Source organism: Mesorhizobium sp. B2-8-3, from assembly GCF_006440815.1.
Taxonomy (GTDB): domain Bacteria; phylum Pseudomonadota; class Alphaproteobacteria; order Rhizobiales; family Rhizobiaceae; genus Mesorhizobium.
Genome location: NZ_VFTW01000001.1, coordinates 310,037 through 322,678, shown reverse-complemented (window position 1 = coordinate 322,678; position 12,642 = coordinate 310,037). Strand labels below are relative to the sequence as shown.

At 60.9% G+C, this 12,642-nt stretch carries 16 protein-coding genes; 6 read left to right on the top strand and 10 right to left on the bottom strand.

Annotation, left to right across the window (positions count from 1 at the left end; all coding sequences use genetic code 11):
• Positions 1 to 39: 39 nt before the first annotated feature.
• Both FJ418_RS01725 and FJ418_RS01720 read right to left on the bottom strand, forming a co-directional pair.
• Positions 40 to 420, bottom strand: coding sequence for a response regulator (locus FJ418_RS01725; RefSeq protein ID WP_140784798.1), 381 nt, complete (start codon positions 418 to 420; stop codon positions 40 to 42).
• Between the two features lie 216 nt (positions 421 to 636).
• On the bottom strand, positions 637 to 852 hold the full coding sequence (locus FJ418_RS01720; RefSeq protein WP_140784799.1) for a hypothetical protein: 216 nt from the start codon (positions 850 to 852) through the stop codon (positions 637 to 639).
• Positions 853 to 1,221: 369 nt separating this feature from the next.
• Between FJ418_RS01720 and FJ418_RS01715 the strand changes: the two genes are divergently transcribed.
• The 3 genes from FJ418_RS01715 to FJ418_RS01705 all read left to right on the top strand — a co-directional run bounded on the left by FJ418_RS01715 (position 1,222) and on the right by FJ418_RS01705 (position 3,703).
• Entirely contained in the window at positions 1,222 to 1,440 is a 219-nt protein-coding gene (locus FJ418_RS01715; protein WP_140710575.1) for a hypothetical protein, read from the top strand.
• A gap of 449 nt (positions 1,441 to 1,889) precedes the next feature.
• A complete protein-coding gene (locus FJ418_RS01710) occupies positions 1,890 to 2,633 on the top strand; it encodes a Crp/Fnr family transcriptional regulator (protein ID WP_140654302.1) in 744 nt (247 codons plus the stop codon).
• Positions 2,634 to 2,692: 59 nt separating this feature from the next.
• Positions 2,693 to 3,703 (top strand): HWE histidine kinase domain-containing protein, encoded by a 1,011-nt coding sequence (locus FJ418_RS01705; RefSeq protein WP_181166807.1) that lies wholly within the window; start codon positions 2,693 to 2,695, stop codon positions 3,701 to 3,703.
• 106 nt (positions 3,704 to 3,809) lie between these two features.
• Here FJ418_RS01705 and FJ418_RS01700 read toward each other — a convergent pair whose 3' ends face one another.
• Together FJ418_RS01700 and FJ418_RS01695 are read right to left on the bottom strand one after the other, a co-directional pair.
• The gene (locus tag FJ418_RS01700) at positions 3,810 to 4,727 is read right to left on the bottom strand and encodes a hypothetical protein (RefSeq protein ID WP_140863281.1); all 918 of its coding nucleotides are present in this window, start codon (positions 4,725 to 4,727) and stop codon (positions 3,810 to 3,812) included.
• 378 nt (positions 4,728 to 5,105) lie between these two features.
• The gene (locus FJ418_RS01695) at positions 5,106 to 5,702 is read right to left on the bottom strand and encodes an isochorismatase family cysteine hydrolase (protein WP_181166806.1); all 597 of its coding nucleotides are present in this window, start codon (positions 5,700 to 5,702) and stop codon (positions 5,106 to 5,108) included.
• A 415-nt stretch (positions 5,703 to 6,117) separates the two neighbouring features.
• On the opposite strand from FJ418_RS01695, the gene FJ418_RS01690 reads away from it, so the two are divergent.
• Genes FJ418_RS01690 through FJ418_RS01680 form a run of 3 tightly spaced genes read left to right on the top strand, consistent with a single transcriptional unit; the run spans position 6,118 to position 7,722 of the window.
• Positions 6,118 to 6,846 carry a DUF4142 domain-containing protein gene (locus FJ418_RS01690; protein WP_140646331.1) on the top strand — a complete coding sequence of 243 codons (729 nt, stop codon included), beginning with the start codon at positions 6,118 to 6,120 and terminating at the stop codon, positions 6,844 to 6,846.
• 14 nt (positions 6,847 to 6,860) lie between these two features.
• Positions 6,861 to 7,460 carry a hypothetical protein gene (locus FJ418_RS01685; RefSeq protein ID WP_140784803.1) on the top strand — a complete coding sequence of 200 codons (600 nt, stop codon included), beginning with the start codon at positions 6,861 to 6,863 and terminating at the stop codon, positions 7,458 to 7,460.
• Positions 7,461 to 7,509: 49 nt separating this feature from the next.
• On the top strand, positions 7,510 to 7,722 hold the full coding sequence (locus tag FJ418_RS01680; protein ID WP_140784804.1) for a hypothetical protein: 213 nt from the start codon (positions 7,510 to 7,512) through the stop codon (positions 7,720 to 7,722).
• 28 nt (positions 7,723 to 7,750) lie between these two features.
• Here the strand turns inward: FJ418_RS01680 and FJ418_RS01675 are convergent, their stop codons facing one another.
• From FJ418_RS01675 to FJ418_RS01650, 6 genes are all read right to left on the bottom strand, one after another.
• The gene (locus FJ418_RS01675) at positions 7,751 to 8,014 is read right to left on the bottom strand and encodes a hypothetical protein (RefSeq protein ID WP_140784805.1); all 264 of its coding nucleotides are present in this window, start codon (positions 8,012 to 8,014) and stop codon (positions 7,751 to 7,753) included.
• Between the two features lie 260 nt (positions 8,015 to 8,274).
• Positions 8,275 to 10,389: a catalase gene (locus FJ418_RS01670; protein ID WP_140863277.1), complete on the bottom strand. Its 2,115-nt coding sequence runs from the start codon at positions 10,387 to 10,389 to the stop codon at positions 8,275 to 8,277.
• A gap of 322 nt (positions 10,390 to 10,711) precedes the next feature.
• The gene (locus FJ418_RS01665; RefSeq protein ID WP_140784807.1) at positions 10,712 to 10,921 is read right to left on the bottom strand and encodes a hypothetical protein; all 210 of its coding nucleotides are present in this window, start codon (positions 10,919 to 10,921) and stop codon (positions 10,712 to 10,714) included.
• Between the two features lie 511 nt (positions 10,922 to 11,432).
• The gene (locus FJ418_RS01660) at positions 11,433 to 11,666 is read right to left on the bottom strand and encodes a DUF982 domain-containing protein (protein WP_246682871.1); all 234 of its coding nucleotides are present in this window, start codon (positions 11,664 to 11,666) and stop codon (positions 11,433 to 11,435) included.
• A gap of 87 nt (positions 11,667 to 11,753) precedes the next feature.
• Positions 11,754 to 11,996, bottom strand: coding sequence for a DUF982 domain-containing protein (locus tag FJ418_RS01655; protein WP_348643070.1), 243 nt, complete (start codon positions 11,994 to 11,996; stop codon positions 11,754 to 11,756).
• 237 nt (positions 11,997 to 12,233) lie between these two features.
• Complete coding sequence (locus FJ418_RS01650; RefSeq protein ID WP_140863275.1) at positions 12,234 to 12,560, bottom strand: low affinity iron permease family protein; 327 nt, start codon at positions 12,558 to 12,560, stop codon at positions 12,234 to 12,236.
• Positions 12,561 to 12,642 lie beyond the last annotated feature (82 nt).

Sequence of the window (12,642 nt, the reverse complement as noted above, 5' to 3'; positions counted from 1 at the left end):
TGTCGACCTTAGGCAGCCATGCAAAACGGCAACAGGCTGCTATTGCGTTTGAGCGTCTCCCAGCGCCTTGGAAATGGCGCCGACGATTTGCCGGAGCTGCACCGGCTTCTGCAGCCGCTCGATGTCGTCGAACCGGTCGGGGATCACCTCCTGATCGTAGCCGGTGATGAAAACGAACGGGATACGGATATCCTTGAGGGAATCGGCCAGGCTGAATGACGGCCCGGGCCCGAGGTTGATATCGAGTAGAACCGCATGGGGGCGCCGCTCTTCGAGTTCAGCCCTTGCAGCCCGATCGGATGGACATGGCCCGATGACCTCGGCGCCGGCGCAGCGCAACGCGCGCGCCGCCTCGAGGGCGATGTAATATTCGTCCTCCACGACCAGCACAGTGCGGCCGCCGAGATCAGATCCTCCCATCACAGCCAGTGCTCCTCCAAACACCGTGTCACCCTTAGGAGCGCTTCTTGCTGCCCCTGGCGACCGCCAAATTGACGCGGCGGATGACTCCCTTTGCCATCTTTCCGCAATCCAGCCTCCCGCTCCAATATTGGCATGACGATATTACTGGTCGACGCATGTCGGAGCGGAAAGGAATATGGCTCAGCGTCGCGAAATCTCAATGGCAGCGCATCTTCAGATACCATTTGCGTCGGTTTCCTCGCGTGCCGGGTTCTGCAACGCCTGCTTGAAGGCCTCGATCAACGCCGGGGGGCAGGGTTCGCCCTCGTGGAGATTTTCGTAAAGCGACCGGACGATGTCCTCGATCGGCACCGCCAGATCGGACAGCGAGAGCTCACGCGCTACAGCCGTGATATCGCAAAAACCAGAGCCGTTGGGAGCGGAGATCATTTTATCCTTCTTATTGTTCGGCTGGACGCATCGCGGGCGATCCCGGGCTTTCGACCGGGTCCGCCGGTGACGCTGAAGATATCTGCGCTCGGCGCCGGTGCCCGACATAACGCAGGTTAAAGCGACTCTTTCCCGGTTCGGATAAATCTCAGCCCTGGCTTGACAAAACGGCGGCAGCCAAAGAGAGCCGGAGGGCCCGCCTAACTCTACCCCCAAGGCGAGGCGGGCCCTTTCTCCTGATCGGACCCTTGCCGCGCCGAAGCTTCCAAAGAATTTCCGCCTTCCTCTCATGGGTTAATGCGTGGCCGCGAGGCCGGGCGCAATTATCAACTGCAAGACAGCAAAAGCGCGGCTAAGGGAGGTTGCGGCGTGATCAAATATCATCCTGTGCGGCTCAACGAACTCATCGAACATTACATGGAAACGCGTTCCTCGAACCGCTCGCCGGTGTCCGTGGCCGCGGCCACGCGTGCCATCTTGACGGTCATGCCGGATTGCTCGGTCGAGAGCCCGCAATTGAGCAACATGATCGCGCGATCGGCCGTAAAGCACGGCCATGTCGTGAGCTTCGACTTGATGGGCATCTGATCCGGCGACGAACCTTCAGCGGTGCCGGCAATGGCTGGCGTGTCATTTCCGGTATGTGACGCGCCAGTTCCATAGGATCGTAAGGCTTCTCAGGTCTGCGACTTTCGCGTCGTAGCCGGTGGCGAAAACCAGCGGCAGCCGCCGGCAAAGTCGACGGTGGCGAGGTCCAGAGGGAGGACGGCGGCGTCGACGCGATCATGGCAGGCTTCCATCGCTTCATAGTTGGTCGCGACAGGACCGATGACAGCCAGACCGAGCGCAGCGAGCGCTTTGGTGATATCCTGGCCCAGAAAAATACTTGTCTTCCATCTCGAGCACGCGAGCACCGGCGACCTTCTAATCCATTGGCCTGCCTCCCCCGACGGCGAGTCGCCGCGCCCATGCTGGACATTAACATAGGTAAGGTCGCCGCCGGATCATTCTGTGTACCACGGGACAAGAGGATAAGGATGAGGCGACCTCTGATCCGCAAGCTCGAGAAATTCACGCGGCTTTCGCATGCCGACAAGGAGATGCTGGTCAAAATCGCGGCGCAACGTGTCCGGCGCTTCTCCGCCCGAGAAGACATTATCCATGAAGGCGAGAAACCTGAATTCATCAACCTGATCAACGAGGGCTGGGCCTACCGCTATAAGACCCTCGAAGACGGACGCCGGCAGATCATTGCGTTTTTCCTCCCCGGCGATCTGTGCGATCTCAACGTCTTCATCCTCAAGGAAATGGACCACTCGATCGGTGCCATCACGCCGGTCGTAGTCTCGGAAATTTCACGCGCCGCTTTCGACGAGATGATGATCCGGCACCCGCGCATCACTCAGGCACTGTGGTGGGAATTGCTCGTGGCGGCGGCCATCCAGCGCGAGTGGACGGTCAACCTCGGCCAGCGCGATGCGCTCGAGCGGATGGCGCATCTGTTATGCGAGTTGTTCATCCGGCTGGAGGCTGCCGGCTGCACAAGCAATAGCAGTTGCGAATTCCCGTTGACGCAGACGGAGTTGGGCGAGACGCTGGGTATGTCGACGGTTCACGTCAATCGTACGCTGCAGGAGTTGCGCGCTTCGAACCTCATTGTGCTGAAGGACAGGACGCTCACCATTCCCAATCTCCAGGCATTGCAGGACGTCGCGCTTTTCAATCCCAACTATTTGCATCTCGATCGCGAAGGCAGGCATCTCGATGCTAATGAGGAGTGATGTCGAAGGGCCCGCCCGACAAGCCGCTTGAACGCGGTCTGGCCAATGTCAACGCGGCCATGCGCGAGCATGCGCGTGCCGAGGCCCGACTGCGTGACGGCGAGGAGAACCTGCAGGATTTCGGAGAGGCCGCCTCGGACGTATTGTGGATCCGCAACGCCGAGACGCTGCAGTGGGAATACCTGACGCCCGCCTTCGATGCCATTTACGGGATGAGCCGTGAACAGGCCTTGGCCGGCAACCACTTCGCCACCTGGATCGAGCTTATCGTGCCCGAAGATCGCGAGTATGTGCTGGGCCAGATCGAGCGCATTCGCGAGGGCGAACGCGCGACCTTCGAATACCGCATATGCCGGCCAGCCGACAACGAGATACGCTGGCTGCGCGATGCCGATTTTCCGATGCGCGATGAAGCGGGAAAGGTCGCCCATATCGGTGGCGTCGGCCAGGACATCACGCGTCAGCGGGAAGCCGAGGAACGGCAGCAGGCGCGCTTCGCTGAATTGCAGCATCATGCGCGCAACACGCTGGCGGTCATCCGTTCGATCGTGCGGCGTACGATGGAAAAGAGCGAATCGCTGGACGAGGCGGCGGCTCATCTGGAGGGTCGCATCAACGCTTTCGCCCGTGTGCAGGCAGCCATCACGCGGCGCCCGTCCATCGGCATCAATCTGGCGTCGATCGTCGCGGAAGAATTGCGCGCCGCAGGTGGCCGGGAAGACGAGAACCTGATGATCAAAGGTCCGTCCGTCGCTCTGGCGCCCAAGGCCGCCGAGACAATGGGGCTGGCCATTCACGAGCTGGCGACGAATGCCCTGAAGTACGGAGCACTTTCAAGTCGCGCGGGCCGCATCGACATCGAATGGCAGCTGGAAGAAGACACGCTCCGCTTCACATGGACAGAAAGCAGTCCCCATGATTTCAGCCCCGCTGAGCGGCGCGGCTTCGGCCTGGAGGTGCTGGAGCACACCTTGCCTTACGAGCTCGGAGCGACGGTGGATTTGCGGATCGCTCCGAGCGGTCTCAATTTCATGGCTGTCATCCCGCTTGAGGCCATCGGCAGCCAGTAGCACCACGGGCGGCGGCTGAATTGCCCTTCTATTCTTTGTTTCAAAACAATTCCGAGAGGAAAGCCGCTCACACTTTCCTGGAATGCTCCAGGCCCGGCGATATCCGTCAGCCGTTTCGCAAAAAGCGGGCCTCGTCCTCATCTCTCTGGCGGCCACCAAGCACTCCGGCGACGGCCGCGATGAAGGCGCCGATTACCAGAGACAAAGCTCCGATCAGCGCGGTCGTGGCGCTTGCCTTGCGAGCCTTATCGGCGGCCGTCTTGGCCTTGTTCTTGGCATCCTCGATCCGCGCCAAGACGTCGTCGACCCGCTTCAGCGCATCAGCCTGTGGAAGACCCGTGCGCGATGCTACCAGGCGGGCGAGATAAGCCTTGTCGTCCGCGCTCATTTCCCCGTTCGCGGCGCCGACCGCCAGTATGCGTGATGCCTGGGCCGTGGTGTCCGCGTTGTTCTGGGGCGCGCCAGCCGCGGGAGGCGCGGCAGCGGCTGCGTTGTCGGCCGGCCGGAACAACGAGTCGACGAAGTATCCGGCCAAGTCATTGGCGGATGGCGACTGCGCCGAGGCCCGCGAAGCCGCGCCGGTGGCGGCGCCGCTCAACAAGCCGGTCGCGGCCTGGGTGCCTGCGCCGACAATCCCCGAGATCGCCGAACCAAGGACGGTCGCCACCAGCAAGGTAGCCAAGGCCCAAGCGAGGAAGCCATGCGCCGTATCACGGAAATACACCTCGTCGGTGTGGACGTTGACCGATTTGGTGCGAAGCCGCCCGGCAATATAGCCTCCCAGCGCGGATGAGAGCCATTGCACGATGACAAGCCAGATCGCGGTCGAGACCGCAAATGTCGTCAGGGAGGCGCTGCCCCAGGGCGACATCATGGTCAGGCCAAGCCCGGACCCTACGAGCATCAGGACGACTGTAAAGGTTGAGGCCGCAAAAGCGCCGGCCACAATGGGACCCCAACTGACCGCGGAGCTCGACGTTTCGATTGCGGCCGGTTCATCGACCCCGGAAAATGCATTGGTCATCGTCGGGCTCCTAACGCGCGAAAAGCATCAAAAGAATGATGATCGGGATTGGAACGCCGAGCAGCCAGAGCAGAATACCTCGTCCCATTTCTTCCTCCTGGAAATCATGTTCAGATGCTTGTACCTAATTCCCGGATTTGGCTTTCGTTCCTTTCGACGGATGAAGCGCCGACTTGATCCAAAGCTGGGGGCTTCAGCGGGCAAAGCCCGCCCGCAAAGGGGAGCGGGCGGGCCTCGATCAGACAATTGAGGCCTGAGATGGCGCATGGGGACGCGACATGCGCCATCGCCGGTCGAACTGAGGTTTTGCCTAGATATTCCCGGAGAACTCAGCAATCAGGACAGTCAAAATGGCCGTACCAACATCGCTCAAGGCGGCTAATGCCAGTATCCAAGAATAGCGTCTACCGGCGCCACCTCGACATGGTGGGAGTAGCGCTTGGTGAAGAGCTTCAGGATGTTTTCATAGGCTTCATCGGACGTGCTGCAAATGGCGTCCTCCGCCAAGATCGTTCGATAGTCGAGATCGACAGAGCCGAGCAAGTTCGCCAGAACGCACATGTCGGCCTCGCCGCCGCTGACGATGACCTCCTCGACGCCTTCGGACTGAAGCACGCGAGCAAGTTCGCCGCTCAGCCACGGTGAATAGATCGGTTTATCGAACAGGCACGCCGGCGGGATGTGGATGGCAAGCTCGGGCAGAAGTTCGACCATCTCCTTGCCGGCCCTTGCGATCGTCATCTCCGCCAGAGGCTCATATTCCACTGACCATGGCCTTTGCCCGGATTCCACGCCGGGATGAACCTGGTGAAGATCGTGGCTTCCGGTCGCTTGCGCACCAGCCTGTGAACTTGTGGCAGGCAGCCATTCGACCGCCCAAGGCCCCAGCGGCGTGACATCTGCTGCATGTTTACGGAGATATGGACGGCTTTCTCCGAGATCGGTGAGAGCGCTGCCAAAGTATTTTGCCTTCAAATCGCGGCGCGTTCGAAATCGCGAGAAGCAGTTCGCGTGTCGAAATCCCGCGTCGGGCCGGACTCTTTGATGCGACAGGCTAAGACGCGTATTGCGCGTGCGAACGATACATCTTGATGCGTTCGAATTCCCTCGCGTGCGCCTTGGCCATGGCCGCGCACCGTTCGCGTTCGAGAAGGCGCGAGATCATGGAGGGTACAAACCCACGCCGCGCCCTCCAGCTCGCGGAGGCAGAGCCCAACGGGTTGGCTGAAGCATCTAACTTGCCGTCCAAGCCACTTCGACACCAAACGGATCCAACTCACGATCCGCCCGGCCGCGGCCGGGCTATTTTCAGAGCCTGGAATGAGGCGCCTGGGGAACAAAGGGCAAGAACGGTTGTTCGGTGCCACCAAGACCAAAGGAGCCTTGCCCCATGAGCACGCGGACATTCTTTATCCCATCGGCGGCCGCTGCGTTGATGCTTGCCTTTCCGGCCTTCGCGGCCGACGACGCGCAGACCTTCGTCAACAAGGCAGCCATCGGCGGGATGTTCGAAGTGGATTCGAGCAAAATCGCGCAGGACAACGCGAAGGATCAGCAGATCAAGAATTTCGCCAAGCGGATGATCACCGATCACGGCGCGGCGAACGCCAAGCTGCAGAAGATCGCCGGCGAGCAGAAGTTGCAGGTACCGGCGCAATCCGATGCCAAGCATAAGAGCGATCTGGAACGATTGCAGAGCACGACGGCCTCACTGGACCAGCCTTACGTAGAGATGCAGCGCAAAGCGCATGCAGACGCAGTCGGCCTGTTCGAGGCGTACGCCAAGGATGGAGACAATCCCGCCCTCAAATCTTTCGCGGCGGAGACGCTGCCGACGCTGAAGATGCATCAGGACATGATCGAGAAGATCGCCGGCGGCAGCGCGGGCATGCCGGCGGTTAAATCGGCATCGACGCCCAAACCATCCGCTCCTGTCCCCGGCGCGAACAGCTTCACCGAAGCGCAGGCGAAGAAGCGCATCGAGGATGCCGGCTACGGGGACGTCTCGGCGCTCGCCAAGGACGAACAGGGCATCTGGCGCGGTCAGGCGACGAAGGACGGCAAGGGCACCGCCGTTGCGCTCGACTATCAGGGCAACGTCTTTGCCAGCCAACAATAAACAGGAGAACCGACATGCAAACGATCACCGCTCTGTTTGACGAGTATGACGACGCCGCTGACGCCGTGGGCGCGCTGGAGTCCATCGGCGTCCCGTCATCCGACATCAGCATCATGGCCAACAATGCCCGCGGCTGGTACCAGAACACGCATTCCCCAGCCTCCGAGGATGCCGCAAGCGGCGCCGGCATCGGCGCGGTCGTGGGTGGCGCTGGCGGCCTGGCAACAGGCCTGGGCGCCATGGCGATACCGGGAGTCGGGCCGGTGGTCGCGGCGGGCTGGCTGGCGGCAACAGCCGCGGGCGCCGTCGCCGGAGCGATTGTGGGCGGCGCCGCCGGCGGCATCATCGGCAGCCTGACGGATGCGGGCGTGCCGGAGGAAGACGCGCATGTCTATGCCGAAGGCGTCCGCCGCGGCGGCACGCTGGTGACGGCTCGCGTCGAGGACGACCTCGCCTCGGAAGCCCGGGAAGTTCTCCGCAGCTCCGCGTCAGTCAACATCGCCGACCGCCGTAGTGAATACCAGGCGGGCGGATGGGCAGCGTTCGACCCGGCTGCTGGCGATTATTCGGCTGAAGATGTCGAGCGCGAGGCTGCGCGACGGCGGGAAGCATGAGCGTCGTCGGTGCCTGCGGTGCAACAGCAAAGCCCGTCAGGAGTTCGGCATGAAACGGGTGCTTTTGCCGCTGCTGCTGCTGATTATGATCATGGCGCTCTGTTACTCGGCCTTCGTCTATGTCGGCACCGGCTGGCAAACAGCGCCCGTCAAACGCACACCAGAACAAAACCAAGGCGGGAATGCGCCGCAGGATACCTCGCCAGCCGCCGGCATCACGAAGAATCTCCAGGACGCCAGCAAAATGCCGGGAGTTCAGTAATTGTCGAAGTCCGTCACTTCCCGGATCGCTACTCTCGCGGGACGAATTTGTTGAAGCGGCTGGTGCTGCCCTCCGAGGTCATGTCCTGGTGAACGAACATTAAGTTGTTGTCGTCCAGCACTTTGAAGAAATCTTCCCATTCGATCGGCTTCAGATCTTCATCGCCTCCGCCGAAATCGACCCGCAGCATCGCGGCCTTCCCCGGCGCCGCGACGATGGCTGGCCTGCCCTCGCGCGCCTCGATCCATGCTCGGATCACTTCGTGATTTGAGGTCGTCATAGCCTCGCTCATTGCGGCCTCCTGTCGACGGTTTCCTCTCTCGAAAGAACCCGGAAGACATCCCGCTTGTTCCCGCCGCGCCCGGTTTCGCGAGATTCGCCGCAACCGAATATCCGCAGACGAAGAAGGGCCCGATGCTGCATGCGGCAACGGGCCCTCATGGGCCTTGATGGGACCCCGGATCGCTGGAGGGAGGGCGATCTTCTCTCGAACCGGCATGCGCTCGAAATGTTCCGGCAAAGTCCTGTATTTCTATTGGTCGGATGAACACATCAGAGTTTCACGGCACCTTCCCTCGCCCATAGCCGCAAGCTGCGGCAAGCCTCGACGAACGAGCGCGCGGAACCGCTGCCATTAAGCTCGATGAGCCCCTCGTCCGCATCGGTCGCTACCCCGGCGCTTGCCAGCAGAGGTCCGGCCTCCGCGACGAAGCCGATGAACTTCAGATGGGCGAAGGCGTCAGACACGAAGTCCTTTGCGGCAGCATCTCTGGACAGCATCTCGGCGCCTTCCTCAGATACGAGCAGCACGACCGCGTCGAAGAGAACCGACGGTCCGCCGTCGATCATGTGGTTGGCTTCGATCCAGCTGCCATCCCCGGCCTCGACACCCCCCACCTTGCGCGCCACGATTTCCACCTTGGCGCCCTCCGCGTGCGCCGCATCCCGCACCGCTTGCAGAAGGACGGAATCGATGCCGTCGCTGACGAGCACGCCCATCTTACGGCCCTTGAAGCTGTCCGGCCCGTTATTGATGATACTGAGTGCGGGCGACGGCTCGAGATCATCGCGAGTCGGCACGGCGGCATCGGCCGCGGGAGGCATCGTCTTGATGCCGAGCTTGTCGGCGACAGTGACCGCCAGCGTCTCGTCGATGTTGAGCAGATGGGAGATCATCCGCTCGCGGATGACTGGCGTCTCGACCTTGCTCAGTTCGAACGTCAAAGCCATCGCGATGTGACGCTGCTCAGGCTCGGTCTGACTGAGGAAGAATTGCCGGGCCTGGCTGTAGTGATCGGCGAAGCTCTCCGCCCGCAGCCGGACCTTCTGTCCCTCCTCCGCATCGGCAAAGGAGCGGAAGCCCCGCTCAGGCGCCTCGCGCGGCCCCTCGCCCCAGGAATTCGGCTGATAGTTGGCGCGGCCAGCCGGGTTGCGCATCGCCATGTGGCCGTCCTGCTGGAAATGATGGAACGGGCATTTCGGCGCGTTGATGGGAAGGTGGGTGAAGTTGGGGCTGCCCAGACGCTTGAGCTGCGTATCGAGGTAGGAGAAGTTGCGTCCCTGCAGCAGCGGATCGTTGGAAAAATCGATGCCCGGCGGCACGTTCTGCGTCATGAAGGCGACCTGCTCGGTTTCGGCGAAGAAATTCTCCGGCATGCGATCGAGAACAAGGCGGCCGACCGGCAGCGGCTCGATGACCTCCTCTGGAATGATCTTGGTCGGATCGAGGATATCGAAGTCGAAACTCTCGGCGAAATCCTGGTCGAAGAGCTGCACGCAGAGCTCCCATTCCGGAAAATCGCCGGACCGGATGGCGTTCCAGAGGTCGCGACGGTGAAAATCGGGATCGGCGCCGTTGATCTTCACGGCCTCGTTCCAGACCACCGACTGCATGCCGAGTTTCGGCTTCCAGATGAATTTCACGAAGGTCGATTCATCCTTGGCGTTAACCAGACGGAACGTGTGCACGCCAAAGCCCTGCATGAACCGGAAGGACCGCGGAATGGCGCGGTCGGACATGATCCACATGATCATGTGCATCGATTCCGGAGTCAGCGAGATAAAATCCCAGAAATTGTCGTGCGCGGATTGGGCCTGCGGGAACGCCCTGTCTGGTTCCTCTTTCACGGCATGGACCATATCCGGAAACCTGACCGCATCCTGGATGAAGAAGACCGGGATGTTGTTGCCGACCAGATCCCAGTTCCCCTCCTTGGTGTAGAGCTTCACGGCGAAGCCCCGGACATCCCGCGCCAGATCAAAAGACCCTTTGCTGCCGGCGACGGTCGAGAAACGAACGAAGGCTGGTGTCTTTTCGCCGGCCCGCTGGAAGATATCGGCTTTCGTATACTGGGCGAGTGACTCATACGTCTCGAAGAAGCCATGGGCGCCGTAGCCACGCGCGTGGACCACGCGTTCGGGGATGCGCTCATGATCGAAGTGGAAGATCTTTTCGCGGAAATGAAAATCCTCGATCAGCGTGGGACCACGTTCGCCGATCTTCAACGTGTTGTGGTCATCCGCGATCGGCGTACCAAGCGCCGTCGTCTGCACCTCGACCTCGCCTTCGGCCACCTGATGCAGTTCGCCGCCATTGCCGCGGACAAGTTCCTGGTCATGAATCTCAGCCACGGTCGTAGCGTCGGCCGGGGAAGCTTTCTTCGGCATTGTCGGTGTCCCTTGTGCTCGCTGAAATGATGTTGCCGAACGAGCAATATGGGCGAATGTTCCAGCCGGTTTAGCGAGGCATGCCGTGGCGTGAGCTAGCTTGGAACAGCGTCCGATCCTTCCTCTGCTCCGCTGGCTTGGGGACGGCCCGGGTTGTCCGAGAGGATGCGCGAGCCGGCACCCTCTCTCGGTGCCAGGTAAGAGATTTCGGCGCCACCAGCGCTGCAGGAACTCGGCCTTTGAATTAGCTCTTCATCCGATTGCCCATGGAAGGTTTCACAGGCGAACAATTCCGGCCATGATTGTTCCGGAGGCGGCGCGATCAGAACGTCGTCACTGGCCGTCGATTCGGACGGGCCTTGCGCGCACGCAACGTGATCGCAGCGTCCAGCTTTCGCGCCAGTTCCAGCATTCGAGAAGGCGCTTCTTGGTGTGCCAACGCATCCAAAGCCACGGCTATTTCGCGCTCCACTTTTGTGGTGTCGGAAGACAACTCTTCCGGACTGAGCACTTCATCAACCTTCCGTGCCACTGCCTCTTCCTAACATAAGTTAACGACAGCAGATTAACCCATTGGGGAAAAAAAGGTTCCCGCCGACGACGTTCCGCCCTCGACGAGGCCCAAAACCTCTCGCCAGCAATTCGCCTTGATGACCATGGCGAATTGCCGGCCCGTGGCCGCTGGTGCCGTTCTCGCGATTTGAAAAAGGATGGCCGAGGGATACCGCTACCGCGACGCGCTATCGCTATTAAGCCTCCTTGCAGCCAAATACATCAGCGCCGAAGCCACCCTGTTTCTATTCCAGCCGGCCCTCTCAGCCATTTCGATTAGTTTCGTCGAGGCGCGATGCGAGGGCATCTTGGCAATCACTATCATAATGGGCGGCATTGACCTCATGTTTGGGGATCCCGGTATCGGATGTCGTCATCTATCTGAGCTCATGAAAGGGCGGCGGAATGCAGAGCGCCGAACTGCCGTCAGGCGCTCCGCCGGCATAGGCGTGAGTGGGGCGGCCGTTTCCGATAACGGGAGGTCCCGGTCTTCAACGAAAATGTCTTTCCGACGCGCGAAGGCCCACAAAAATGCTCCTCGCCGTCTCCGCGTCGATGTCTCCGGCCAAGACGGCCTTGCAAGCCCGAATGGCTGCCCTCTGCTCCGGGCTGTTGCCGCACCAGTCAACCGCGAATTGGTAGGCCTGGACCACCGTATTGAGTTGACGCGGGAAGCCCAACCCGACCCACACGCGGACTGGTTTTTCGAAAGGTTTGGAAAGCATCGCGAGCTCCGTTACATCCCCGATGCCCTCAGGCTGTCAATCCACCACCGCGGCCGCTCGTGCCCGTCATCCAAGGCGGCGGAGCACTCACGTCCTCGACGATTTAGCAGACCTGGCAAAGCCGGAAAACGCGGACTGCGCCGACGTCAGCGGGTAATCACTGTCGAAGGCCCGCTGGCGAGCGCGAAGGGCGGTGTCGTAGATCGGACCGCGTTTATGCTTTGGCCATTCATACAAGAATTCCAAAGCGTCTTCGAGACACGCGATCTCTTGGATGAGGCTGTTTTCACTTTTTACGAAAACAGGGCTGTCGAACATCCGATCGTTCATAAGATCCTCCAAATCGAACGAACAATTGAGCTTCCGGGCAGGCAAGGAGCCGACAGCGGCTACCTTGGTTCGCCGGACCATACGAGATCATACGAAGGGTATGGGTTGGCTAACCATCCGCTAACCCGTTGATTTTCTTTAGCACCCTCCGGGCCCACTGCAACCGTTGATCTTGTTGATGAAATTGCTTTCGGCCCGGGGGGGCTCGGCAGGGTGCCCGCGCGGCTCGACGGTTTGTCAGCTTCGTTCGCCGGAGCCTCGCATTTCCTCGATTTCTTCCGGCTCTTTGTCGTCCACTTCGGCGATCTCGTTGCGAGCCTCATCGTTCGCCTTGATCAGCTCATCGAGTTTCGCTTGGAGGGCTTGAGTGTCGCGATGCTCGGCCCTTTGGATAAGCAGCGTCATTGCCCACGTGATCAGCGTCGCCGCGCCGTGCCAGTCAAGCGTTTCCCGTTCAAGGACAAGCCAACAAACAGTATAACCGCCCAGAATCAAAAATGCCGCTGGCCGGGACGTCAACGTGCCGACCTTGGTCAGCGCTTCTCGAAGCTGCAATGTCGCCATGCGTGCGAACGGCTGAGGGCAATGCGGGTTCCCGCAAAAGCGGCTGGCGGCGGGAGGTGTAGTGCCTCCCCACGCGTCGCCA

What these genes read in the sequence shown, in the direction of transcription:
- FJ418_RS01660 (WP_246682871.1), bottom strand. Translation starts at nt 11,666, where the DNA reads ATGCTTTCCAAACCTTTCGAAAAACCAGTCCGCGTGTGGGTCGGGTTG.
- FJ418_RS01725 (WP_140784798.1), bottom strand. Translation starts at nt 420, where the DNA reads ATGGGAGGATCTGATCTCGGCGGCCGCACTGTGCTGGTCGTGGAGGAC.
- FJ418_RS01670 (WP_140863277.1), bottom strand. Translation starts at nt 10,389, where the DNA reads ATGCCGAAGAAAGCTTCCCCGGCCGACGCTACGACCGTGGCTGAGATT.
- FJ418_RS01650 (WP_140863275.1), bottom strand. Translation starts at nt 12,560, where the DNA reads ATGGCGACATTGCAGCTTCGAGAAGCGCTGACCAAGGTCGGCACGTTG.
- FJ418_RS01675 (WP_140784805.1), bottom strand. Translation starts at nt 8,014, where the DNA reads ATGAGCGAGGCTATGACGACCTCAAATCACGAAGTGATCCGAGCATGG.
- FJ418_RS01720 (WP_140784799.1), bottom strand. Translation starts at nt 852, where the DNA reads ATGATCTCCGCTCCCAACGGCTCTGGTTTTTGCGATATCACGGCTGTA.
- FJ418_RS01680 (WP_140784804.1), top strand. Translation starts at nt 7,510, where the DNA reads ATGAAACGGGTGCTTTTGCCGCTGCTGCTGCTGATTATGATCATGGCG.
- FJ418_RS01700 (WP_140863281.1), bottom strand. Translation starts at nt 4,727, where the DNA reads ATGACCAATGCATTTTCCGGGGTCGATGAACCGGCCGCAATCGAAACG.
- FJ418_RS01705 (WP_181166807.1), top strand. Translation starts at nt 2,693, where the DNA reads ATGCGCGAGCATGCGCGTGCCGAGGCCCGACTGCGTGACGGCGAGGAG.
- FJ418_RS01655 (WP_348643070.1), bottom strand. Translation starts at nt 11,996, where the DNA reads ATGAACGATCGGATGTTCGACAGCCCTGTTTTCGTAAAAAGTGAAAAC.
- FJ418_RS01690 (WP_140646331.1), top strand. Translation starts at nt 6,118, where the DNA reads ATGAGCACGCGGACATTCTTTATCCCATCGGCGGCCGCTGCGTTGATG.
- FJ418_RS01685 (WP_140784803.1), top strand. Translation starts at nt 6,861, where the DNA reads ATGCAAACGATCACCGCTCTGTTTGACGAGTATGACGACGCCGCTGAC.
- FJ418_RS01710 (WP_140654302.1), top strand. Translation starts at nt 1,890, where the DNA reads ATGAGGCGACCTCTGATCCGCAAGCTCGAGAAATTCACGCGGCTTTCG.